Annotated in this window: 38 protein-coding genes and 1 tRNA gene; 17 read left to right on the top strand and 22 right to left on the bottom strand. The window is 54.4% G+C overall.

The features are described 5' to 3' along the window. From NF683_RS01620 to NF683_RS01520, 21 genes are all read right to left on the bottom strand, one after another. Window positions 1–228, bottom strand: a complete 228-nt coding sequence (locus tag NF683_RS01620; protein WP_253921101.1) for a hypothetical protein — start codon at window positions 226–228, stop codon at window positions 1–3. Further along, window positions 197–472, bottom strand: coding sequence for a hypothetical protein (locus tag NF683_RS01615; protein WP_253921100.1), 276 nt, complete (start codon window positions 470–472; stop codon window positions 197–199). The genes NF683_RS01620 and NF683_RS01615 overlap by 32 nt, the downstream gene beginning before the upstream one ends. Further along, window positions 465–698, bottom strand: coding sequence for a DUF7940 domain-containing protein (locus tag NF683_RS01610; protein ID WP_253921099.1), 234 nt, complete (start codon window positions 696–698; stop codon window positions 465–467). Before NF683_RS01610 ends, NF683_RS01615 begins: the two co-directional genes overlap by 8 nt. After that, the gene (locus NF683_RS01605) at window positions 695–1,003 is read right to left on the bottom strand and encodes a hypothetical protein (RefSeq protein ID WP_253921098.1); all 309 of its coding nucleotides are present in this window, start codon (window positions 1,001–1,003) and stop codon (window positions 695–697) included. Before NF683_RS01605 ends, NF683_RS01610 begins: the two co-directional genes overlap by 4 nt. Beyond that, window positions 1,000–1,332: a phage holin family protein gene (locus NF683_RS01600; RefSeq protein WP_253921097.1), complete on the bottom strand. Its 333-nt coding sequence runs from the start codon at window positions 1,330–1,332 to the stop codon at window positions 1,000–1,002. The genes NF683_RS01605 and NF683_RS01600 overlap by 4 nt, the downstream gene beginning before the upstream one ends. Window positions 1,333–1,378: 46 nt before the next feature. After that, entirely contained in the window at window positions 1,379–1,984 is a 606-nt protein-coding gene (locus NF683_RS01595) for a lysozyme family protein (RefSeq protein WP_253921096.1), read from the bottom strand. 179 nt (window positions 1,985–2,163) lie between these two features. Further along, on the bottom strand, window positions 2,164–2,883 hold the full coding sequence (locus tag NF683_RS01590; protein WP_253921095.1) for a hypothetical protein: 720 nt from the start codon (window positions 2,881–2,883) through the stop codon (window positions 2,164–2,166). After that, complete coding sequence (locus tag NF683_RS01585; RefSeq protein ID WP_253921094.1) at window positions 2,880–3,143, bottom strand: hypothetical protein; 264 nt, start codon at window positions 3,141–3,143, stop codon at window positions 2,880–2,882. Before NF683_RS01585 ends, NF683_RS01590 begins: the two co-directional genes overlap by 4 nt. Then, window positions 3,140–3,571, bottom strand: coding sequence for a hypothetical protein (locus tag NF683_RS01580; RefSeq protein WP_253921093.1), 432 nt, complete (start codon window positions 3,569–3,571; stop codon window positions 3,140–3,142). The genes NF683_RS01585 and NF683_RS01580 overlap by 4 nt, the downstream gene beginning before the upstream one ends. A 13-nt stretch (window positions 3,572–3,584) precedes the next feature. Then, window positions 3,585–3,896, bottom strand: coding sequence for a hypothetical protein (locus NF683_RS01575; protein ID WP_253921092.1), 312 nt, complete (start codon window positions 3,894–3,896; stop codon window positions 3,585–3,587). Beyond that, window positions 3,893–4,327, bottom strand: a complete 435-nt coding sequence (locus NF683_RS01570; protein WP_253921091.1) for a RusA family crossover junction endodeoxyribonuclease — start codon at window positions 4,325–4,327, stop codon at window positions 3,893–3,895. Before NF683_RS01570 ends, NF683_RS01575 begins: the two co-directional genes overlap by 4 nt. Next, a complete protein-coding gene (locus tag NF683_RS01565) occupies window positions 4,324–4,764 on the bottom strand; it encodes a DUF968 domain-containing protein (RefSeq protein WP_253921090.1) in 441 nt (146 codons plus the stop codon). Before NF683_RS01565 ends, NF683_RS01570 begins: the two co-directional genes overlap by 4 nt. Continuing rightward, window positions 4,764–4,919, bottom strand: coding sequence for a hypothetical protein (locus NF683_RS01560; RefSeq protein ID WP_253921089.1), 156 nt, complete (start codon window positions 4,917–4,919; stop codon window positions 4,764–4,766). Before NF683_RS01560 ends, NF683_RS01565 begins: the two co-directional genes overlap by 1 nt. Beyond that, window positions 4,916–5,386 (bottom strand): hypothetical protein, encoded by a 471-nt coding sequence (locus NF683_RS01555; protein ID WP_253921088.1) that lies wholly within the window; start codon window positions 5,384–5,386, stop codon window positions 4,916–4,918. Before NF683_RS01555 ends, NF683_RS01560 begins: the two co-directional genes overlap by 4 nt. Next, complete coding sequence (locus NF683_RS01550) at window positions 5,376–5,681, bottom strand: hypothetical protein (RefSeq protein ID WP_253921087.1); 306 nt, start codon at window positions 5,679–5,681, stop codon at window positions 5,376–5,378. The genes NF683_RS01555 and NF683_RS01550 overlap by 11 nt, the downstream gene beginning before the upstream one ends. Window positions 5,682–5,818: 137 nt before the next feature. Continuing rightward, the gene (locus tag NF683_RS01545; protein WP_253921086.1) at window positions 5,819–6,043 is read right to left on the bottom strand and encodes a hypothetical protein; all 225 of its coding nucleotides are present in this window, start codon (window positions 6,041–6,043) and stop codon (window positions 5,819–5,821) included. Then, entirely contained in the window at window positions 6,040–6,237 is a 198-nt protein-coding gene (locus NF683_RS01540) for a hypothetical protein (protein WP_253921085.1), read from the bottom strand. Before NF683_RS01540 ends, NF683_RS01545 begins: the two co-directional genes overlap by 4 nt. Further along, window positions 6,234–7,031, bottom strand: coding sequence for an ATP-binding protein (locus tag NF683_RS01535; RefSeq protein WP_253921084.1), 798 nt, complete (start codon window positions 7,029–7,031; stop codon window positions 6,234–6,236). Before NF683_RS01535 ends, NF683_RS01540 begins: the two co-directional genes overlap by 4 nt. Further along, window positions 7,021–7,932, bottom strand: a complete 912-nt coding sequence (locus NF683_RS01530) for a replication protein (RefSeq protein WP_253921083.1) — start codon at window positions 7,930–7,932, stop codon at window positions 7,021–7,023. Before NF683_RS01530 ends, NF683_RS01535 begins: the two co-directional genes overlap by 11 nt. Continuing rightward, window positions 7,929–8,660 carry a BRO family protein gene (locus NF683_RS01525; RefSeq protein WP_253921082.1) on the bottom strand — a complete coding sequence of 244 codons (732 nt, stop codon included), beginning with the start codon at window positions 8,658–8,660 and terminating at the stop codon, window positions 7,929–7,931. Before NF683_RS01525 ends, NF683_RS01530 begins: the two co-directional genes overlap by 4 nt. Before the next feature lie 135 nt (window positions 8,661–8,795). Beyond that, the gene (locus NF683_RS01520) at window positions 8,796–9,008 is read right to left on the bottom strand and encodes a Cro/CI family transcriptional regulator (protein ID WP_253921081.1); all 213 of its coding nucleotides are present in this window, start codon (window positions 9,006–9,008) and stop codon (window positions 8,796–8,798) included. Window positions 9,009–9,126: 118 nt separating this feature from the next. On the opposite strand from NF683_RS01520, the gene NF683_RS01515 reads away from it, so the two are divergent. The 7 genes from NF683_RS01515 to NF683_RS01490 all read left to right on the top strand — a co-directional run bounded on the left by NF683_RS01515 (window position 9,127) and on the right by NF683_RS01490 (window position 12,728). Further along, the gene (locus tag NF683_RS01515; protein WP_253921080.1) at window positions 9,127–9,870 is read left to right on the top strand and encodes a LexA family protein; all 744 of its coding nucleotides are present in this window, start codon (window positions 9,127–9,129) and stop codon (window positions 9,868–9,870) included. A gap of 288 nt (window positions 9,871–10,158) precedes the next feature. Continuing rightward, a complete protein-coding gene (locus NF683_RS01510) occupies window positions 10,159–10,350 on the top strand; it encodes a hypothetical protein (RefSeq protein WP_253921079.1) in 192 nt (63 codons plus the stop codon). Then, entirely contained in the window at window positions 10,343–10,795 is a 453-nt protein-coding gene (locus NF683_RS01505) for a hypothetical protein (protein WP_253921078.1), read from the top strand. Before NF683_RS01510 ends, NF683_RS01505 begins: the two co-directional genes overlap by 8 nt. A gap of 236 nt (window positions 10,796–11,031) precedes the next feature. Next, window positions 11,032–11,403 carry a response regulator transcription factor gene (locus tag NF683_RS01500; RefSeq protein WP_253921077.1) on the top strand — a complete coding sequence of 124 codons (372 nt, stop codon included), beginning with the start codon at window positions 11,032–11,034 and terminating at the stop codon, window positions 11,401–11,403. Between the two features lie 532 nt (window positions 11,404–11,935). Further along, window positions 11,936–12,058 carry a hypothetical protein gene (locus NF683_RS21255; protein WP_275050927.1) on the top strand — a complete coding sequence of 41 codons (123 nt, stop codon included), beginning with the start codon at window positions 11,936–11,938 and terminating at the stop codon, window positions 12,056–12,058. A gap of 36 nt (window positions 12,059–12,094) precedes the next feature. After that, window positions 12,095–12,218 (top strand) — tRNA-OTHER (locus NF683_RS01495). 282 nt (window positions 12,219–12,500) lie between these two features. After that, a complete protein-coding gene (locus NF683_RS01490) occupies window positions 12,501–12,728 on the top strand; it encodes a hypothetical protein (protein WP_253921076.1) in 228 nt (75 codons plus the stop codon). 9 nt (window positions 12,729–12,737) lie between these two features. Here the strand turns inward: NF683_RS01490 and NF683_RS01485 are convergent, their stop codons facing one another. Further along, window positions 12,738–12,938, bottom strand: coding sequence for a hypothetical protein (locus NF683_RS01485; protein WP_253921075.1), 201 nt, complete (start codon window positions 12,936–12,938; stop codon window positions 12,738–12,740). Between the two features lie 644 nt (window positions 12,939–13,582). Here NF683_RS01485 and NF683_RS01480 point away from each other — a divergent pair. The 10 genes from NF683_RS01480 (at window position 13,583) to NF683_RS01435 (ending at window position 18,577) form a co-directional block, all read left to right on the top strand. After that, window positions 13,583–13,816 (top strand): hypothetical protein, encoded by a 234-nt coding sequence (locus NF683_RS01480; protein WP_253921074.1) that lies wholly within the window; start codon window positions 13,583–13,585, stop codon window positions 13,814–13,816. A 97-nt stretch (window positions 13,817–13,913) separates the two neighbouring features. Beyond that, window positions 13,914–14,168 (top strand): hypothetical protein, encoded by a 255-nt coding sequence (locus NF683_RS01475; RefSeq protein ID WP_253921073.1) that lies wholly within the window; start codon window positions 13,914–13,916, stop codon window positions 14,166–14,168. Continuing rightward, the gene (locus NF683_RS01470; RefSeq protein ID WP_253921072.1) at window positions 14,165–14,503 is read left to right on the top strand and encodes a DUF551 domain-containing protein; all 339 of its coding nucleotides are present in this window, start codon (window positions 14,165–14,167) and stop codon (window positions 14,501–14,503) included. The genes NF683_RS01475 and NF683_RS01470 overlap by 4 nt, the downstream gene beginning before the upstream one ends. Before the next feature lie 67 nt (window positions 14,504–14,570). Continuing rightward, on the top strand, window positions 14,571–15,491 hold the full coding sequence (locus NF683_RS01465) for a recombinase RecT (RefSeq protein ID WP_253921071.1): 921 nt from the start codon (window positions 14,571–14,573) through the stop codon (window positions 15,489–15,491). Then, the gene (locus tag NF683_RS01460) at window positions 15,488–16,255 is read left to right on the top strand and encodes a lambda exonuclease family protein (RefSeq protein WP_253921070.1); all 768 of its coding nucleotides are present in this window, start codon (window positions 15,488–15,490) and stop codon (window positions 16,253–16,255) included. Before NF683_RS01465 ends, NF683_RS01460 begins: the two co-directional genes overlap by 4 nt. A 9-nt stretch (window positions 16,256–16,264) precedes the next feature. Continuing rightward, entirely contained in the window at window positions 16,265–17,356 is a 1,092-nt protein-coding gene (locus NF683_RS01455) for a coiled-coil domain-containing protein (protein WP_253921069.1), read from the top strand. A 36-nt stretch (window positions 17,357–17,392) separates the two neighbouring features. Further along, window positions 17,393–17,779 (top strand): hypothetical protein, encoded by a 387-nt coding sequence (locus NF683_RS01450; RefSeq protein WP_253921068.1) that lies wholly within the window; start codon window positions 17,393–17,395, stop codon window positions 17,777–17,779. A 38-nt stretch (window positions 17,780–17,817) separates the two neighbouring features. Next, entirely contained in the window at window positions 17,818–18,174 is a 357-nt protein-coding gene (locus NF683_RS01445; protein ID WP_253921067.1) for a DUF4097 family beta strand repeat-containing protein, read from the top strand. A 2-nt stretch (window positions 18,175–18,176) separates the two neighbouring features. Further along, complete coding sequence (locus NF683_RS01440) at window positions 18,177–18,383, top strand: hypothetical protein (RefSeq protein ID WP_253921066.1); 207 nt, start codon at window positions 18,177–18,179, stop codon at window positions 18,381–18,383. After that, entirely contained in the window at window positions 18,380–18,577 is a 198-nt protein-coding gene (locus NF683_RS01435; RefSeq protein ID WP_253921065.1) for a hypothetical protein, read from the top strand. The genes NF683_RS01440 and NF683_RS01435 overlap by 4 nt, the downstream gene beginning before the upstream one ends. Window positions 18,578–18,696 lie beyond the last annotated feature (119 nt).

Below are 18,696 nucleotides of genomic sequence, written 5' to 3'. Positions count from 1 at the left end.
CTACTCGCACAGCGTATCCAGCATCGCGCCTTGCTCATCGGCGTAGCTCCATAGCCCGTTGATATAAGCCTCTAAGCGCCGATACTCGCCATCCCCTAACTTATCCCACAGCTCGCCTTTGCTTAGCTCAGGCAGCACAGGAGAGGGTGGTGGCGTGCATTCAGGCGTGACGTGGATGTATTCGACTGTCGAGCAGCTAGCGACGGAAGTGGCCAGTAGGCCTATCATTAGCAGGGCGTTGATCGGCTTCACGTTGCACCTCATTGGATTTCTCACGCACCTGGGCGCGGGCATCGTCAATAGCGCGCTCAGCCTCAAGCACGGCTGATTTGCTCTTTGCCTCAGCCTTGGCACGGCTAGCAGCTTCCTTCGCTCGATCACGCTGACCGCTGGTGTACAGCAGCGCAGCACCGAGCAAACCAATAACCATTGCCAAAAAGCCGGCGATTTTTGCCCATAGATTGCTAAACATGGGTCTTTCTCCGCTCGCGCTCTGTCGTGATGCGCTGCTGCGGCATTAGGCGTGCCACTACGCCAGCGACCGCCACCGCAGACGCCAGCACGGCATAGGCCCACTCGGGGATGACACCCTCCCAATGCGGCAATACGGGCTGCAGACCGTAGAGTAGGGCAGCGATGACGCTCAGGCGCACTGACCACATTGACGGAGCTTTTCGCCACTCAGGGATAAGATTCATTGATACTTCTCCCAGTTGATGGCTGGCTGGCCGTCAGAGATCAGGCACGAATTGAGCCGCCCCTGCACGCTAAGAGCGTGGTGAAACATTGCCGCGTTCTCATCCTCTAGCTGCGTGAGTCGTTCGGCCTGCTGTTCAATCACAGCCGTTGCCCGAGCGAGCTGCGCCCGAGACTCAACGGTTTGACTGATAACGATGGCCAGCAGGGCGACGGCGACCACAAACGCAACCGTCGATGCCCAGGCCTGTCGCTGGTAATAGCGAACCTTGCGCCGCAGGGCTGTGAACTCTTCCTTGGTTGTCATTTGCCACCTCGGTTATTCAGGACGTGGCGTGCCATGGCCTCGACTGCAGGGCGAAAGAAACGCACCCCCAGGAAGCCGGTCACCACGCCAATGAAAATGGCCCAATCGTCACTCACGCCCATTGATGTCATTACGGGGCGGCAGGCCATCACGAATACGCCGCAAATCAACGCCTCCGCCACATCCTTTCGCGTCAGCTTTACGCGGTCTAAATACGCTCGCAACAGGGCCATGAATATTGCTACTACGCCTGCGATTAACCATGGCGCGTTGGCTTGAATCCATAGCGCCAGTTTCCATGTGTTTTGATCATTGGGATCTGGCGGCATGAATTTGACTCTCTGCATCGGTGGCTCACCTCTGCGAGCGCGGGGGTTACGATTCGGTGTAAAAGACTTCTCGGGCGTTGCCGTTGGCGTAGCCCTCTAAATAAACGGCTCGCACCTTGGCGGCTGCCTCAGCTTTCGTGACGCGGCCATCTTGATCAGCGTCTAGCCCGCGATTTTGCGTATAAGCTCTTGTACCATCGCTGAATAGGACGGTGCCGAGCGAGGAGCTGATGTACTTAGGCATCAATATGGCCATGTACATGTCTTCGAGCTGTTTTACACGCTCATGCCATCGGTACTTGGTGAAGTAGGCGTAAACGTATTCGAGCTGTTCGATTACCGTCATGCTGGCGAGGGCGTCGGTCGTGGTGCCTAGGTCGCGGGCGGTCGCGGGCATAAATTGAATCAAGCCAGTTGCGCCACTGCCCGCCGCATTGCGAACGGATGGTGAGAACGTGCGCCCCGACTCAAACGCCATGCATCCCATTAGCTCGTCGGCTAAATCAGGGCCCCAGCCCATGCGCTCGCAGATTTCGAACAGCTTGTCGATGAACGCATCGTCGACTCTAGCGCCCCATGGCAGCATGAACGGCTGCGGGGTATACGTAGCCGTACCCTCCTGGGGTACTTCTCGCAGGAAGGTGAAAGCCATGAAGCACCTGTAATAAAAAAGCCGCCAAGGGGATGGCGGCAAAGACCGTCGAAACGACCTAGGTAGGGAACGGAAACGAAAAAGCCCCGACCGGTTAGAGTCGAGGCTTTAAGGTATTTGGCGTCGTCTGACTTTTATCGCCAGAATATCAAAAGTGTACATTTGCGAGCATTATTTCGTCAAGCTGCATTTTTTAGAAAGTTGCGAATTTCTCGGTTTGTTTGGGAAACAGCATTGCAAACGGGCTTCATGGCGCAATCTTCGAGGCTGCTAATGATAATTCCCAGCAATTCCCAGACGGCCACCCATCCATCTTGATACCAGTTGTTACGGATGATCTTTACGCCGAGATACTCTGATGCGAACACGCACACCTCTTGAGGCGTCCACCCCTGTCTGCTTCCATCAACATTGAGCCGATCCTGCATCATGCGCGCCTGGATCAACGCCTTCGCGCGCTCTTTGCGCTTATCACGCCAATCATCCCATCCTGGCGTATTCATGATTAGCCGCGTCAGCACGGTGTCGAATACGTCATCGTGGTAGCGGTTGGCCTGCTCAGTGTCATTCAGGCTCAGCCAGTGGCCTACATTTGCGAGCGTCTTGTTATCTCGCTCCAGCTTTATAATTGCAGAGTATACGGCATGGTAGCTGTCGCCAAATGCGGCTCCTGGGCCACCCTTGCGAGAGCGGTCTTGACTCGCGCTAATCTGCTCTCGCGTGTACGTGACTATCTTTCCATCATCATTAAAACCGAGCACGTAGCGCTTACGCTTGCCGCTCTTAACGATGACAGGATCAGTCTGGCTTTCCTCAAGATCAACCATTGCCTGGGTGCGAATGCCGCTTTCAAAAGCCATTGCCCAAGCCTCACGCGGATTGTTGACTAGATATTTCATGCCTTCACCTCGCCGCGCAGCCATTGGAATAGATCAGGACTTGCCGTCAGTACGTGTATAGCGGCGTTTTTCTCGCAGCCAATGTCCACACCAAATATGTCGAAAAGATCCAAGTGCTGCTCAGTGGTAACGATCAGCCTTTGCCCCTTGCGCTCCAGCTCTTTAAGGCCATTCCAGCTCGAGACCTCCCGCCAGCCTTCCTTCATCACGCCGCCGATCTCGATGTCGTAGAAACGCTCTGTTCTGACTGTTGCTTTCATGCCGCCCCCTTGCGCTTTTCGTTGACCACCTCATCCCATACCGCTTTCACTGCGGCTTGCGTTGCGTGCGGGAATTTCTTTGCCCACTGTGCGTGTACGGCTAATCGGTTTCCCTTGGGCGCTGCCAGCATCTGCCGTGCGATGAACTTCACCTCGCATTGCCGCGCCCAGGCGTGCCATTCGGGCGGATAACCGTTCTCGCCACCGAGCGGGCGCCCATCCGGCCATTGCGTAGGGCGCTCGACTTGAGCGTTTAAATGCTCACTATTGGCCGATTTGCTCATTTCTGAGCGGTTTAGTGCCCAATTCATCGCGTCACCAACCTCATGCAGTAAAAAACGCTGCGGCCTGCTTCGCGGCACTCGCCCCAAATTGAGACGCCAGCCCAGATGCCGAGTATCAGAAGCAGTAGGGCAATAACTGCCCATAGAGTTTTTCCCATTACGTCCACTCCGTTAGCGGTCGCTGCTCAAGCGGCACCCAGTCGATACCAGGGCGCAATAGCTGGCCCTGGTAGCTCTCGTAGTAGTGGCTGACGTTGACGGCCATCGGCTGGTCTGGGCATTGGCGGTTGGCGCACCCCAGGCGCGCCATGTAATTGACATGCCCGCAGGTGTGGCACTTGGTGACTACTGACGGCTCCAGCATGAATATCTGGTCGCTTTCGGCTTGCCATGCGGCGCGTTGTTCTTCGCTGACCGGCTCGGCGTCTTTGAACAGCTCTGCGAGATGATTTTTAAGGTTCATGCTCATGCCGCCACCTCGATAACTGGAATGATCTCGACCCACACGCCGGTATCGCCTTTGCGATCAATCAGCGCGGGCGTATTGGTCACATTGCGCACGTACTCGTCAGTGTCGTCGTGCAGCACGCCCGATTTAACTAGCGCATCCTCGACCAGCTTGGCTGTCATGCTGTTATTGCTGGTGTCGCGCTTGCGAACACCTTTCCCGAGCTGTGGTGTGAATACCAGGTCAACACGGGTCGATATCGGTATGTCGATATCGAGCTGACGAACCACGGCCTTGACCGCTTTCAGCGCACCGTCTTTGGCACGCTTGCGTACCGACCAATGCACGCCAGAGTAAATATCGTTGGTGCTTGGGCCGTAGAAGGGGATGAATATGCGTCGCGGCTCAGGCGGTGCCGTTCTGGCTGGCGGCGTATGGTTTTCTCTGTTCATTGCTCTTTTGCCTCCAGAAATGCCAGCGCGTGCGTTAGCTGCTCGGCATCGGCGCCTGTGAAGTGGTTTAAGCCAGCGCGTAGCGTGGTGCGCAGGAATGCGGGCTGCTGGGCGCGCAGTGCCTTGATGCGGTGTATTTGCTGGTGGCAGTCGTTAAAGCTGCCCGCCGCCGGGTCACAGGCTGGCATTGCGTAGCTATCTGGCGCTTTAAGCCCCATGCCGCCCAGGTTGTACATGCCGATCATATGGTGAGCGGCTATGCCGGTAGTGGCACCGCAGACGACGCAGGGTTGGGTGCGCACCCAAGCGAGGTATTGAGGAGAACGCCAGCGGCAATCCCTTGCGCTCTTTTCCGAGTTAATCTTTTTCATTCGTCTTGCGGCTGGGCTGCGAGCGATTGGGTTTTTAGCGCGGAGGGGAGTTTTGCGCTTAAGCATCACCATCCCTCCCGCTCTCGGATGCGCTGCCGAGTCGCTTCATCTTCCTCAGCCCAGCGGTCCATCTCTTTTCGGAACTGCCAGTCGGTCCACATCCAATAAGCAAGGATTGGCGCGAATAGGGCCAGCAGGGCAATATCGGTTATCGTCATCACGCGGCCCTCGCTTCTTTGTACGACTCATAGGCTTTCAGCGCCTTCTCCGACCAGCTCACGCCCAGGTCAACGCCAGTCGCATACAGGAACTCGATAAACTGCGCTGCTTCATATTTGCGGAATTTAGTGGTGGTAGGCCGGACGTATACGGCTTCCTGCGACTTCCAGTCCCACACTTTCTCGCCAGGATGGGCTAGCGGTGTTCCCGCCTCTTCCATCTCCATGGCGAACTGATTAACCAGCACCGCCTTGACACCTTCCGGTGTATTGGCTCTAAAGCACTGGTGGTGAATATCGCCGATCATTGCGTGGTACTTTTCTTCCTGAAGGCGGTTCTTGCTTGGGCGGCGTAGAACGATATCCATCGGGCCACCTTCTAGGCCCTTGCGGGCTCGCTGAGTGATTATGGGCAGTAGGTCGCTTAGCTCTTTGTCGCTTGATGCGCGGTAGAAGACTTCATTTCGCATGACCCACCTCCCGCGCCCGTTCTCTTAAAACGCGCTGTACGCCACCCTTGCTGCAATCCATTACCTGCGCGATGCCCTCAAGCGTCATTCCCTCAGCACGCAGCGCGAAGATTCGAGCGGCATCTAACTTTGTGTGCTCACGCTTCACGCCTAAGCGATGCGCCATGCTGTAAACGTTGCGCGGGTCGCGCTCTAGCTTTTCCGCGATTTGATGGATATCCCAGTCGGGGTCAGGGTAGGTTTCGGCTACAAAATCCATTTCCCACTTTTCCCAAGGGTTGTGTGCTGGGTTCATTTGTCACCATCCCCACTGGTTGCCCAGTAAAACAGCGCTATCAGCGCAGCTAGCGTGATAAAGATACCTAGGCCTATGCCTGCGAGTAGTTGCCAGCTCATGAAGCAGCCCTCCACGCAAAGATGGCGGCCATCCAGCTAATGGCTCTCATACCCCCCCCGAAGCTCATAAGCGCTGATATTCCCAAGCAGGTCACTGCCGGTAGGGCGGAGGCATTCTTTTTGGCATAGCGAGCTAACGGTGCGACTGCCTACCGACGTGCCGTCAGGCAGAAAAAAGCGGCCATCGACAGTGGTTTGGATTTTCTGGCCGGTCGCCTTGATGTGCTTGATTAGCCGCTGCTGGTGTTTTGTGAGCTTCATGCGCTTACTCCCTTGCCAATCCACGCAGTAAACCGATCCATAAACCCAGGCTTCGCTAGCTGCACTAGGTCGCTTGCCGTGTAGTAGCGAACTCCGTCAGGCGTGGAGCACTGGATAGTGCCGTTGTATAGGTCGTGGGCTGGCTTGATGCCGCGCAGGGCCAGTAGGGTCAGTTGGTATGCTGTGAAGTTCATACGACACCTCGGCCTAGTTCACGGCGAGCTGATTCCCAGCTAAAGACCATCAGCTTGCTGCACTCGCGCAGGCGATCGACAACGCGGTCACCTACCCATTGACCCAAGTCTGCGGGCTGCACGTTGGAGACGATGATGGTGGGCAAGCACTGCTCGTAGCGCTCGTTCATGATGTCGAACAGGTAGTTCAGCTCGGAGTCGCTGCCGAAGGAGACGCCTACCTCGTCCAGCACCAGAAGCGCGGGGGATGCAAACGCCTGGATGGCCTGTGACTCTGTTTCGTCCTTCGACGTGTAGGTATCTTTGATGCGGCGGAACATGCGCGCAGCCGTGGTGTACAAGCCCGCTTCGCCATGGTGCTGGATAACGTGATTCAGCGTCGCCACGGCTAAATGCGTCTTGCCGGTGCCAGGGTTACCCAAAAGCATCAAGCCATCGCCAGTTTTCAAGTGCTGCGGGAAGTCGCGGGCGTACTGCTGGCAGTTTTCCAGATACTTTTTCTGCTGATCTGTCTCTGCGCGGTAGCTGTTGAAGTTCTTGTTAGCAAAGCGTGGCGGCATACCTGCGTAGCCAATTCGTTTTTCAAGGCGGTATTGCGCAGCGGCCTTACGGTTCGCTTCTTGCTCTTTGATCTGATCGGCTTGAACCTTTTCATCGCTGCACTGACGGCATCCAGTCCATGTGTCGGTGTTGCCGTACACGATATGCATGGATTCGTATTCGCCGTGCTTTTCGCAAAAAGCTGTAGCTTTTTCAGCGTTATCGATTGCCGAAAGCAAATTGCTAGAATTCATAAGTACCGTCCTCCTGCACAACCAAGCCTTCGGTGCTGGTGTTTTCTAAGCCGGTGTGTCGCCCAGGCGTCAGGCGCGATTTCTTTTGCTCGTGCTGGGTTTTGGCCTGGATCACAAGCTGCTGCCATTTCTCGCGTAGCTTGGCAGGGGATAGGACGTTACGGCGCCAGAAAGTGTCTTTGGCAACCCAGTTGATCAGGTAGGTGATTTGCTCAATCTTGTGGCCATCGCGCTCACGCATCAGGCGGATATCATTTGCCCAGGCTTTGAGGTTGTGTTTCCCAGGTTCGCCAGCAAGAGCGTCGACGTTCAAAGCCATTTGTTCAGCAAGATCCATGTCGGCTTGCTCGAACTTATATTTCGACTTCGGTTTTTTACCGGACGTATCTATAGAACCTTTAGGTTCTATATTTTCTTTCCTTTCTTTAAGTGCATCACCATCTTGGTGAGATTGAGTTTCACCATCTTGGTGAGAGTCACACCACTTTGGATTGTCTTTCCGTTTTGGTGAAACTCGGCTCTTATGAGCTGAAAAATCCCATTCTGAAACTGTCGTATTTATACGTGAAGGAGATCGACTGCCGCCCTCGCGAATCAAAACGCGCTTACGAATTAAGCTGTTTAACGCTTCACTGCATTTTGTTTCAGGCAACCCGCATTCTTTGCTGATAATGCTTGCAGCAAGCCATACAGACGGACGGTGCCAGCCAAGCGTCTCAATCTGAAAGACGGTTAGCACGCGCCACTCACGGCTAGTTAAAGGTGCATTAGCTAACGCCTTCATCAGCTCGCGTGGCACGGCAACAAAGCCATCTTTCAAGCGTGCCTCCTTGGATTTGGAAGCGCCCTCCTGGGGCGACTCCTGCGGTTCGTGGCCGGGTAGGTAAGCTAGATTGCTCATGCGGCCACCTCGCCAATCCAATGGCCGTAGAAATTGGCTAGGTAGCCAATACCGGCAGAAGTGACGCGGGTTTGTGTGTATGCGTGACCGTTACGCTCGCCAGTCTTAACGTCGAAGCGTTCGGCAGCGTGGTGCTTCTGGTGCGGCAAGAGGTTGCCCGACTGGCGATAGAGAATCTTGTCTTCGATCATCGCTTGGATGAACGCCTTCTCGGGTAGCCCAAGGATCTTGGCGGTTTCTCGGATGGTCTTAGTGGTCCCTACATCGACATAGCGCTCTACGAACTCGACAGAAGGACGGGCTTGCTCAATCTGGCGTTGCTGTTCTTCGATCTGCTCGGCTTGATCGGCGGCAAGGCGTAAGGCTTCGGCCATTGACTGCGGTACTTGGAAGGCTGGTTGTGATTGGTAGCCGCCAGTCTTGCGAATAGAGGGCAGCACTTCACCAGCAAGCCATTTTTGAAACGGAAGCGCCTTAGGCTTGTCGCTGCGAGCCGTGAAGAAATACAAGCCTTGCTCGGTCAGGACCGTTAAACGCTGGACGCCAGAAGGGGTATTACTCTGAGTAACCCCCTTCCATTCTTCGGGGACGTGCTTAACAAGAGCCACCTGCCAGTTGTAGCCAAGCGCTTTTGCTACATCCTTCGCAACGAACAGAGGCTTGCCGTTATCATCCTGAATAACGCGAACTTGATTCTTTTCGAAGTTGAACGGCTGAATGTTTTGCATTAGAGTTAACTCCATAGTTAGTGATTTAAAGCCCGGCAAATGCTCCCCAGCAGCGCCGGGCTTTTCCGTTTTGGGCGTTTGCCCACCTACCTGTAAATCCGAACAGGGCGTTCCAGCCCGATTAAAAAATCTCTATCAAGCTGTACACTTGTTCTCATTGACCGAGTTGCGACCAATTGAGCGGGTCTCATATGCGCCTAAAAGAGTTCCTTTCTCATCAAGGCGAACGAATATCTTTCTTGAGCTGCGGAGCATCTGTGATAAACCGCTCTGAGTGACCCCTATTTGCTGGGCCACCACGTCTTGAGTTCGGTCTTTCACGTACTCACGAATAGGGATTTCACGCATGGTAGCTTCCTGTGGCTCTTTCCTTGCTTATGATAGTAGCACTGCTAATTTATATCAGCAACAATCCGCACTTCCTGCTGTTTGCGCTGACATTAGCGATGCTTATAAATTAAGAGGTATGAAAAAACCTGTCAGAACACCTCTTACTCCTGAGCAAGATCAGGAGGCGAAGCGCTTAAAGGCGATTTTTAACGCACGTAAAGATGCGGCGCGTGCCCGTGGCGGAAAGCTAAACCAGGATGACGTTGCAGCCGCTTGTGGGTGGGGCGGCCAGAGCGCTGTGAGCCAGTACATGAACGGGCGTATAGCACTAAACCTGGATGCTTTGTTAAAGCTTTCTAGGGCTTTGGATTTTGATCCAAGCGAAGTCAGCCCGCGCTTAACTGGCGAGAGGATCGTCGGCTCAAATGTAACGCCAATTAAGACAGAATCTAATGTTGCGCCCGCACCAAAAATGGAAGGCTACGTCCCCGTAATCTCTTGGGTGCAGGCCGGAGCATGGACAGAAGTCTGCAATGTCGATTTCTTGAGCGAGGAGGTGGTACCTAGGCCGCCAGCATGCTCAGAATCAACCTTTGCCTTGCGCGTCAAAGGCCAGTCCATGGCTCCAAGGTATGAACCAGGACTAATCATCTACGTCGATCCAGAGGTAGTGCCTTTCGACGGCGATGACGTCGTCGCAATGCTTACTGATGATAATGAGGCGACTTTCAAGCAGTACGTTGAAGAGCCGGGCGGCAAGAAAATGCTCAAGGCTCGCAATCCTGGCTGGCCTGAGCCTTGGGTGCCCATTAATGGAAACTGCCAGATTATTGGCGTGGTTATCGCAACCATGTGGCTGAGGACGCCTAGGGCGGGTTAGAAGGTCTGCCAGACAAGCGTGAAGACTGAGGGGCTCGTGAGGTTTATTATTAAGCTTTCTGGGCATGTACCCCGGCGTACCAGCCAGCAGATGCATTACGCATGGAAGTGCGCTACGATTTCAGCGTGACAAGTGACGTTTTTCAGTGTATTAAACTATGAATAGTTGCTGAATCGCTATGAGCGAAAATTTAACTAATTGACTATAAAATATAATAAAAAGAATGGAACTAGCTTATGGCTTGCTTGCCTAAGCTAGTAGATAACCTTACCAGCAAGGGGAAGGCTAATGATTACCACGGCTACATTTGGTTCTCGCTTGATTACTAAGCGCAAGCTAACTGCTGAAAAGTTAGTCGCTGAGTACCGGTCAGGTAAGAACACTAAGGCTAAGTTTGTACCTCCGAAAATCGGCGCCTCTGATTTCGGCTATTTCGAAGCAAAACTTGAAAAACCGCGTTACGAGGTGATTCTTGACTAACCACCAAGAAGATGGGCCATCTTCTGAGGATGCAAAGCAGCTGGCAGCGGTAGTGCAACAGCTTGTAGAGACAAGAGATTCGGAATTAGAAATAAAACGTGCTGAGATGGAGGTTCAGGGCAAAGAAATAGAGTCCAACGAACGGATAGCCATGGCCTCTATCAAAGCGCAGAGTACATTTCATTCTCAGCGCTTCAATCAGTATAACGCTCATCTAATACATCGCTATATTTTCGTTGGCTTGATGAGCCTAGTGTTCGTCGTGTTTACGCTTGTAGCTATATTTCTTGAGGCGGGAGATTTAGTCCTTGAAATCTTCAAGCTGATGGGGCCTTTGGTCATTGGTATATTTGGCGGTTACCAATGGGGCAACAGGGCTTCGTCGAATAAATCAGGTACCACCCAGCCAGCCGCCTCGCCTTCCTCAGATGATGAAGAATCTTAAATACTCGCCAGTAGAAAAATGAAGATCCCGCCCGCGAGGCGGGTTTTTTTGTGCCTTCAAAACAGATAGCGCCACCTAAAAATACTATTTCCAATATTTTTTAACACCACTGATTATTGTTTTTCAGCCACTTAGCTTATTTTTATAAATTATTAGCAGCACTGCTGTTGCAATTAATAAGAAGCACTGCTAATTTTATTCACATCGAACAACGCAGCAGGCAAGCAGGACTACTCATGGAAATCATGCACAACGGCTGGATAGCAGAGGTAAGCGAGGAGCGGGGCAACGGCCTTACGTCATCCGAAGCGATAAGCCTTCTCCATCTAGCTAGCGGCATGACCCAGAAGGAGATTGCCAAGGCAATCAACCTAAGCCCTCGCACGGTGCGCGGCTCATTAGAGCGAGCCTACCACCGCCTAGGCGTCACCAGAGGCACTGCCGCCGTAGCAAAGGCCCAGGCCAAAGGATGGATTCGATACGCAGGAAAGATCGCCATGTGCGCGCTGCTATCCGTAGCAATGCTCACAGGCACAGACGATGCGATGCGCCGATCAGGCAAGACTCGCGTCGCCAGACGGGCGGATCAGGTTCAGATGATCGCCTAGTAGCAGCACGACCCGCACCACCGGGCAATGTGGACGCTCTTTACACAATCTGCGATCCCCCGGTGCTTGGGCCAATGCATCCGCTCACTAGATGAGTGCTTTCGAGAGACCCAAGTGGGGCGCTAGGCGCATGCCGAGAGGCTAGAACCTAACGCGGTTGGCACCGGCTTTAACGTAGCCGCTCGACTGAAGATCACGCCGGGGTCAGTACCGGCAAAAGCAAGTGAGGCGATGGCTGCCAGTGATCTACGGAGCCTGGGGTAAACCACCATCGCTATCTTCGCCAGTCCCTGCCAAAGCCAAGTAGGGCAACAGCACTGTAGCGCTGGCGTCGTATGAGACCTGTGAAGCGTTATGTATGCGATGACGTAGCGTGGAGGAAGTGCAAGCCCAACCAATGACGAATCTGGATCGGCTGCTATCGCAAGCGGTTGAGAAGGCGCGGGAACTGCGAGAGTGCCATTAGCCCATTCGCAAGAGTGGGCGTTCCTGAGCCGATTCATGGGGAGTCGGCTGAGGTTGGAGAGCAAGCATGTTGGATAGCGCAGATAAAGAATGCATCGATTCATTTCTGGCTGAGCATTGGGCGGCTTTTGAAGCCCACTGTGAAGACAAGGGTATGGATGCTGACGAGATTTCAGAAAAGCTGAATTGATTTGACCAGCCCGTTCACTGAGCGGGCATCGGGATGGGGATTGTAGGCAAATTGGACATGCCGCTTGCCGAGCAAGAGCTGAGCACTACGAAAGGGTCGCGCCCTTAGTATCTCAGACGGTTCTAGAGCCGTATTGCTGGTTCGAATCCAGCCAATCCCCATCCCGATGTTTCACGGATTAACAGGAGAGCGTTATGAGCACTCATGAGCAAATTATCAGAGATCAATCAAGGCAAAAGCTAGCCGAATCATCTAGGCGGTTAAGCTGCGAAGGCCATTCTTCGTTCTTTGGGAAAATAAGTAATTCGCGAAAAAAAACCATCCGCAAGCTAGTCAGCAAAACTGAGGGGAGGTCCAAGCGGGTCAGTCGTCGTTTGAGGCTGCTGGGAGAGAGCGGCTGCCGGTTTGTGAGCATTTAGCGGCTAATCAACAGGAGGTGGGTATGGCATCCAGCCTGGGAGACTTATTAAGAGAGCAGCTTAGCAATGATAAGCAGCGCGCAGGGGCCTTTAACGAGCAACGCCTTGCAATAGCAACAGCAATGGCTCAAGGGATGCTCTCGCACTCCACGCGCTACAAGCCTCGCAACGGTGCTAGTCAAAATTGGCATGAGGCTTTAGCTGATGAGGCTTTTGAGATTGCAGATGCTCTTATAGACAGAGCGACCTAGCAACACGCGCTACCTGCGATAGTGAGGCCTAAAGCCTGCTGGCTCGGCTGAGAATAGAGCCAGCATCCAAATACCTCTTGCCCTGTCGGGACTCAGGGAAGCGCCAAGGGGTATCTGGATGCTAATACCGGCATCGTCCGGCAGCATCACACTGGCATTGCCCGCTTCGGCGGGCTTTTTCACACCGGAATGTTGCCGCATCGGCTGCATTCCCGCGCTGCTTCCCTCATTAACCTGCACTGGCACTGCGACGAGTAACGAGGCAGCGCGCCTAATTAGAGAGGTGAGCCATGCGACACCGCTGGATAGTCCGAGAGCGAAAGGACGATATCACGACGCCCCACATCGAGCTGGGGCTTTTTTCTGCCCGTCGTTTAGCCAGAGTCGAGGCTAAGCGCCTTGGCTACCCGCCCCAGTTAATCAAGAAGGTAACCCGAAATAGTCATGAATCAAGGTGATGTGAGTGACGGTGTGAAAGTCATCATACGGCACGTCGATACGATAACCACGGATGATTTGCAGAAAATTCAGTTGCTAAAAACCGCCGCAGAGCAGCTTCAGCAACAGGTAAACACAAATCACATGCGGCAATACTTATACAACAGCCTGACCAAAAGGTGACGCGATGAGCATACGGGAGAGGGTTATTCACGCAAGAGATCTAGTGGTAGGCGGTCGCTACAAATATCGCTACGAGCGCGGCGGCGTCCACTCTGGCCACTGCATTATTGAGCATGTTCAAAAGCAGCCGTTTTGGAGAAACAAGCCGCTCGCGGTCACTTTCAAACCTGAGTTTGCAAAACGCATAAAGCTACGCGCCGAGCTTGTTGAATTTTCCCCACAGGAGGTGAGGCATGAACGCGAGAACGCTTAGTTTAACCGTCCTAGTGGTCATCATCGGCAGCATGGTGCTAGCCGCCAGTCTGGATGCGGCTGACGAAAAAAGCCTACACCAGGGCTACTGCACGGAGGTAGCTGTTTGGCAGGCCGAGGAGGCGCGCGGCATTGATCCGCTAGATCGCGTCGGCCATCCCGATTATCGCGGCATTGCTGCTGAGGCATGCCCTGGCCTACGTCCTGCACCGTGATGCCGATCTATTTAGCCGCTCTGCTCACCATTACATTCTCGCTAGGTGTTGCGGGCTGCGCTTGGCTAGCAGCCGTTACGGCACCGAAGGAGGTTTTATGAACATGATTTATGCAGTGCCGGATCAGAGCCGCGTTCTGTACCCGCAGTTCTCGCCAGAGGCCGATGTAACGCCAGCCGAGATGTTTGCAGAGGGCGATTACAACATGACGGATTCGCTCATGCGCTGGTGTCGACAAGAGGAAAACGAGCAGTACGTTCTCGACATTTTCTGTCACCGAAACGGCAATGGGTGCCGCGATGAAGCCATTAAGCAGTGGGAAAAGGAATTGTTAGCGGGGGAGTGGGAATGAGCAACTGGAAAATCACAGGCCCGCCGCGCTTTTTTGAGCATGTCGGCATGGTCTATCCGGTCACCAAAGGTGGCAGTCGGTTTAATGCTGCTGAGGAGGATGAGCTAAAGGCGCTGTTGGCTGGGTGGATCAGTGTTCACGAACGGCTTCCTGAATACGGTCAGCCGTGCCTGATAGTCGCTAACGGCGTGGTTCAGCATGTGACGTATATGCGAGATGGCAGCGATGATTCTGCCGACTGGTTTGAGCCATTTCACTACGAAGATAGGGCGGCAGCCTGTTGGGCTAGCGATGTTGCCCACTGGATGCCACTACCAGCACCACCCGCCAACTAAAAAGCCCCTTACGCATGCAGGCGAAAAGGGGCCAGATCAACATCGAGAAGATCGAATAGGAGTTTATATGAGCAATGCCATCGCAACAATAGCGCAGGACATCTACAACCAGCGCGACGCGTTCGCCGCTGTGCTGTGCGAGCCAAGCATCAGCTTTGACCGTGAGGCGGGTTTCGCCATTCAGGCAATGGAGAACAACGACTTTCTGGCAAAGGTTGCGATGGGTAATCGCCAGTCGGTTGTTAATGCGGTCAACAACATCGCATCTATTGGTATAAGCCTGAACCCAGCCAAAAAGCAGGCGTATCTAGTGCCGCGAGACGGCCGTGTTTGCCTCGATATCAGCTACATGGGACTGGTGGATTTAGCCACCAGTACAGGCTCTATCCGTTGGGCGCAGGCCGAGCTAGTGCACGCTAGCGACCATTTTGAGCTAAGCGGCATTGATCGCGCGCCCCTTCATAAATTCAACCCGTTTCACCCTGAGCGCGGCGATATAGTCGGCGCTTATGTGGTCGTCAAGACCGCTGATGGTGACTACCTCACCACGACCATGAGCCGAGCCGATATTGATTCGATAATGCAGCGCTCGCAGTCGTACCGTTCTGGCAAATCATCTCCCTGGAAAACCGACTACGGCGAAATGGCAAAAAAAACGGTCGTTAAGCGCGCCTATAAATATTGGCCGAAAACCGACCGCCTCGATCAGGCTATCCACTATTTGAACACCGATAGTGGCGAAGGGTTGGCGCAAGAACAAAGCCAACAGCAGCCACAAGGCGATCCGGAGCTTATCAAAGAGCTTTTGGCGAGCGTCGAGAATGCCGGTAGCGCAGAGGCGCTTGCTGAAGTCTGGAAAGAGGGCATAAAGCGAATTAACTCAGCTAAAGACAAGGCAGCGCATCCGATCTTTAAAGATGCGGTTCAGGCGCGCGGCGATGCCATCAAATCCAGTCAGGCAAATGTGTACGAAGGGGAAGTGCAGTGAAAATCATTGAGTGCAACCAAGGCAGCGAGGAATGGCACCGCGCCCGCGCAGGCTGCATAACCGCCAGCATGTTTGAGATAGCGCGAAGCCGCACGGGTGGGTTAGACCCTAAACAGCAAGCCTACGTCGATGCTGTGCGTGACGGACACAGCGAAGCAGTGGCTATGCAAAAGGCAGGTTACAAGCAGACACCCAAGGCGGATTCGGTGCGTCGCGCCCTGCTGGGCGAGAAGGTAGGCGACTTTTCAGAAGCTGCACGCAACTACGCTTTTCGCCTAGCTATTGAGCGCATTAGTGGCGAGCCGCTGGATGAAGGCTTTCAAACGTGGCAGATGAAGCGCGGCAACGACCTTGAGCCAGAGGCGCGCATGGAGCATGAAATGCAGTCCGGCTTGTTCGTGCAAAAAGCTGGCTTCGTCACCAGTGACGACGGCTGGTTTGGTGCATCGGCTGACGGTCTTGTCGATCCTGACGGTGGCTGTGAGTACAAGTGCTTCCTAGCACCGGAAAAGCTGCGAGCGTTTCATATCGACGCCGATATCACCAGCGTTATCGACCAAGTGCAGGGCGGCATGTGGATAACAGGCCGCAAGTGGTGGCATATCGGCCTCTACTGCCCAGCCCTTGAGCCAGCGGGTAAGCAGCTATGGTGGCGTCAATTCGAGCGTGACGATGCCTATATCTCAAATCTTAAGGCCGACCTGCTGGAGTTCAAAGCGATGGTCGTCAACTACGAAAACACATTACGCGCCGAAGCCGCATAGGAGAACAGCATGACCGAAGTAGCAGAAAAAGAATCCACTGATCTGATCACGGTGCCGTCCAAAGAGACGGTACTTGACGTTTTTAAGGGTGAAAAAGGACTCGATCCCTACTTGCTAACCATCCGCCGTGAGCTTGACCGCTTCCTGGAAACCCCGCCGTCACTGGACACCAAGAAAGGCCGCGATGCCTACGCATCAATGGCGTTCAAGATAGCCCGAAGCAAAACGACTATCGACAACATCGGCAAGGAATTGGTGGACGACCTCAAGCAGTTGCCCAAGACCATCGATGCAGAGCGCAAGCGCTGGCGTGATCAGTTAGACGAATGGCGCGACGAGGCACGCGGGCCGCTGAATCAGTGGGAGGCTGCCGAGGAGGCGCGTAAGGCAAAGCATCAAGCTGAGATTCATCAGCTCCGCCAGAGCGCCGAACTATTCAATGAGGTAACTAGCCAGGAGATCGATGTTCGGATAAGCCAGCTTGAGGCCGTCGAGATTGGCGAGGCTTTCGAGGAATACGAAGCAGAGGCCCATCGCGTAAAGGCTGCCGGTTTATCCACGCTAAAGACTGCCCTTGATCGACAAAAGAAATACGAAGCCGACCAAGCCGAGCTTGAGCGCATGCGCCAGGAGGCGGCAGAGCGCGAACAGAAAGAACGCGAGGAGCGCATTGCCCGCGAGGCCGAGGAACGCGCACGGCGTGAAGCCGAAGAGAAAGCCCGGGCAGAGCGCGAGGCAGTAGCACGGCGTGAGCAGGAAGCCCGCGACGAAGCTGCACGCAAGGAGCGTGAGTATCAGGAGGGCATCGCCAAGGCTCAGCGTGAAGCCGAGGCTGAAAAGCAGCGGATTGAACACGAGCACCGCCGCATGGAAGAAGAGCGAATCGCCGAACAGAAACGCCAGGAGCAAGCACGGCTAGACGCTGAGCGCCGCGAGCGTGAAGAAGTCGAGCGCCGTCAAGCTGACGTCGAGCATCGCCGCCGAATCAATCAGACGGCCATGCAGGCAATGATCGACGGAGGCATGCCGGAGCAGTGCGCTAAGGATGCGGTGACGCTCATTATCCAGGGCAAAGTGCCTAACATCTCGATCAACTACTAGCCCCTCACGCAGGGGCTTTTTAATGCAGGAGGGTTTATGGCCGGTGGCCGCGAGTGGAAAACAACAGAGGTGGCCGTGCTGCGCTGGGGTTATGCGCGCGGCCTGCCAGCCAGAGCAATTGGCGCATTAATCAATCGATCAGAGAGGGCGGTATTCGTCAAAGCCAGGAAGCTAGGCATTAAGCACAAGCATGGAAGCGTGTCAGAGGCTGTGCGGCTGTTTGAACAAGCGCAAGGCAAGCCGCTTATTGAAGTGGCGAAGATCTACTACGACCGCCGCTTATCACGATCAGAGCTAGCGGCGGATATTGGCATTGCTGATATTAGCCGCGATCTAAAGCGCCTATTGCCGCCCGAGCTATGGCAATCATGGCCGCATTACACCGTAGGCAGACAGATGGCTGTCGAACAGCGCAAAGCCTAACGCCCCGCCAGGGGCTTTTTACTATCTGGGAGGTGGTGATGAACGTATTTCAGTCGAACGGTAAGGGACGCAGCAGGATCACGATAGATGGCCGCGACTTCGTGGGCCGTAACGTAGTCATCAACGGCGATGGCCAAGTGATTGTTGATGGCGTTGTGCAAAGCGGCTCGCTTGTTGGGCCTGTTAGCGTCGAGATACATGGCGATGCCGAGCGAGTCGAGTCATCCGCTGGAACAATCAAGGTGGCTGGCGTATGTGGCAGTGCCAGCACGCAAAGCGGCGATATTGAATGCGGCGACGTAAAAGGCAGCGTTAGCACCATGAGCGGCGATGTGACTTGCAAAAGCATTGCAGGCAGTTGCAAGACGATGTCAGGCGACATCAATAGGGGGTGAGGATGGCTCAGCCAATCGCCCGCGCACCCACCGGCCACCGCGTCGGTGAATGCCATCAAAAGGCCGTGCTATCTGACGCCCAGGTGCGAGCCATGCGCCACGACCGAGAGCGCCACGGCATGAGCTATGCGCGGCTAGGCATGAAATATGGGTGTGGCACATCGACGGCGCGGGATATTTGCACTTACGCGACTAGGTATAGCGCATGACCACCTACGAAGAAATCAGCACAAGTCGAAGCCTTAACCGCGCCTTCTGGAATCAGGATTGCCGCTTTGCCATCGCTCAGATTAGGGAGGCGCGGCGGGTAAGCGATGCAAAGCTGGAAGCCAATCATCGGCGATGCCTGAAAAGCGCCCTAAAGCACCGGGCAGAGCATACCTACCTGAAAGCTGGATTATGAAACCAACCGCCAAGCAATGCCCCAAGTGAGGTTGCGCCCGCCTACGCCTTTTCCGCTCAATCAACAAAAAGCAGTGTGACGAGTGCTGGAACCTTTTCGATTGGCACTTGGAGCCAGGT

The organism is Halomonas sp. MS1 (assembly GCF_024182575.1).
Classification (GTDB): Bacteria; Pseudomonadota; Gammaproteobacteria; order Pseudomonadales; family Halomonadaceae; genus Vreelandella.
Note: the sequence above shows the minus strand (reverse complement) of the source record. Positions and strands in the feature narration are given on the sequence as shown.

Bases quoted from the DNA above. Each gene is read 5' to 3' on its own strand.
- NF683_RS01570 (WP_253921091.1), bottom strand. From the start codon at position 4,327: ATGAACAGAGAAAACCATACGCCGCCAGCCAGAACGGCACCGCCTGAG.
- NF683_RS01580 (WP_253921093.1), bottom strand. From the start codon at position 3,571: ATGGGCAGTTATTGCCCTACTGCTTCTGATACTCGGCATCTGGGCTGG.
- NF683_RS01600 (WP_253921097.1), bottom strand. From the start codon at position 1,332: ATGCCGCCAGATCCCAATGATCAAAACACATGGAAACTGGCGCTATGG.
- NF683_RS01445 (WP_253921067.1), top strand. From the start codon at position 17,818: ATGAACGTATTTCAGTCGAACGGTAAGGGACGCAGCAGGATCACGATA.
- NF683_RS01605 (WP_253921098.1), bottom strand. From the start codon at position 1,003: ATGACAACCAAGGAAGAGTTCACAGCCCTGCGGCGCAAGGTTCGCTAT.
- NF683_RS01465 (WP_253921071.1), top strand. From the start codon at position 14,571: ATGAGCAATGCCATCGCAACAATAGCGCAGGACATCTACAACCAGCGC.
- NF683_RS01590 (WP_253921095.1), bottom strand. From the start codon at position 2,883: ATGAAATATCTAGTCAACAATCCGCGTGAGGCTTGGGCAATGGCTTTT.
- NF683_RS01615 (WP_253921100.1), bottom strand. From the start codon at position 472: ATGTTTAGCAATCTATGGGCAAAAATCGCCGGCTTTTTGGCAATGGTT.
- NF683_RS01475 (WP_253921073.1), top strand. From the start codon at position 13,914: ATGAACATGATTTATGCAGTGCCGGATCAGAGCCGCGTTCTGTACCCG.
- NF683_RS01455 (WP_253921069.1), top strand. From the start codon at position 16,265: ATGACCGAAGTAGCAGAAAAAGAATCCACTGATCTGATCACGGTGCCG.
- NF683_RS01585 (WP_253921094.1), bottom strand. From the start codon at position 3,143: ATGAAAGCAACAGTCAGAACAGAGCGTTTCTACGACATCGAGATCGGC.
- NF683_RS01620 (WP_253921101.1), bottom strand. From the start codon at position 228: ATGATAGGCCTACTGGCCACTTCCGTCGCTAGCTGCTCGACAGTCGAA.
- NF683_RS21255 (WP_275050927.1), top strand. From the start codon at position 11,936: ATGTTGGATAGCGCAGATAAAGAATGCATCGATTCATTTCTGGCTGAG.
- NF683_RS01565 (WP_253921090.1), bottom strand. From the start codon at position 4,764: ATGCTTAAGCGCAAAACTCCCCTCCGCGCTAAAAACCCAATCGCTCGC.
- NF683_RS01540 (WP_253921085.1), bottom strand. From the start codon at position 6,237: ATGAACTTCACAGCATACCAACTGACCCTACTGGCCCTGCGCGGCATC.
- NF683_RS01470 (WP_253921072.1), top strand. From the start codon at position 14,165: ATGAGCAACTGGAAAATCACAGGCCCGCCGCGCTTTTTTGAGCATGTC.
- NF683_RS01510 (WP_253921079.1), top strand. From the start codon at position 10,159: ATGATTACCACGGCTACATTTGGTTCTCGCTTGATTACTAAGCGCAAG.
- NF683_RS01550 (WP_253921087.1), bottom strand. From the start codon at position 5,681: ATGAACCCAGCACACAACCCTTGGGAAAAGTGGGAAATGGATTTTGTA.
- NF683_RS01525 (WP_253921082.1), bottom strand. From the start codon at position 8,660: ATGCAAAACATTCAGCCGTTCAACTTCGAAAAGAATCAAGTTCGCGTT.
- NF683_RS01545 (WP_253921086.1), bottom strand. From the start codon at position 6,043: ATGAAGCTCACAAAACACCAGCAGCGGCTAATCAAGCACATCAAGGCG.
- NF683_RS01520 (WP_253921081.1), bottom strand. From the start codon at position 9,008: ATGCGTGAAATCCCTATTCGTGAGTACGTGAAAGACCGAACTCAAGAC.
- NF683_RS01555 (WP_253921088.1), bottom strand. From the start codon at position 5,386: ATGCGAAATGAAGTCTTCTACCGCGCATCAAGCGACAAAGAGCTAAGC.
- NF683_RS01440 (WP_253921066.1), top strand. From the start codon at position 18,177: ATGGCTCAGCCAATCGCCCGCGCACCCACCGGCCACCGCGTCGGTGAA.
- NF683_RS01435 (WP_253921065.1), top strand. From the start codon at position 18,380: ATGACCACCTACGAAGAAATCAGCACAAGTCGAAGCCTTAACCGCGCC.
- NF683_RS01450 (WP_253921068.1), top strand. From the start codon at position 17,393: ATGGCCGGTGGCCGCGAGTGGAAAACAACAGAGGTGGCCGTGCTGCGC.
- NF683_RS01535 (WP_253921084.1), bottom strand. From the start codon at position 7,031: ATGAATTCTAGCAATTTGCTTTCGGCAATCGATAACGCTGAAAAAGCT.
- NF683_RS01595 (WP_253921096.1), bottom strand. From the start codon at position 1,984: ATGGCTTTCACCTTCCTGCGAGAAGTACCCCAGGAGGGTACGGCTACG.
- NF683_RS01610 (WP_253921099.1), bottom strand. From the start codon at position 698: ATGAATCTTATCCCTGAGTGGCGAAAAGCTCCGTCAATGTGGTCAGTG.
- NF683_RS01485 (WP_253921075.1), bottom strand. From the start codon at position 12,938: ATGCAGCCGATGCGGCAACATTCCGGTGTGAAAAAGCCCGCCGAAGCG.
- NF683_RS01515 (WP_253921080.1), top strand. From the start codon at position 9,127: ATGAAAAAACCTGTCAGAACACCTCTTACTCCTGAGCAAGATCAGGAG.
- NF683_RS01530 (WP_253921083.1), bottom strand. From the start codon at position 7,932: ATGAGCAATCTAGCTTACCTACCCGGCCACGAACCGCAGGAGTCGCCC.
- NF683_RS01500 (WP_253921077.1), top strand. From the start codon at position 11,032: ATGGAAATCATGCACAACGGCTGGATAGCAGAGGTAAGCGAGGAGCGG.
- NF683_RS01575 (WP_253921092.1), bottom strand. From the start codon at position 3,896: ATGAGCATGAACCTTAAAAATCATCTCGCAGAGCTGTTCAAAGACGCC.
- NF683_RS01480 (WP_253921074.1), top strand. From the start codon at position 13,583: ATGAACGCGAGAACGCTTAGTTTAACCGTCCTAGTGGTCATCATCGGC.
- NF683_RS01490 (WP_253921076.1), top strand. From the start codon at position 12,501: ATGGCATCCAGCCTGGGAGACTTATTAAGAGAGCAGCTTAGCAATGAT.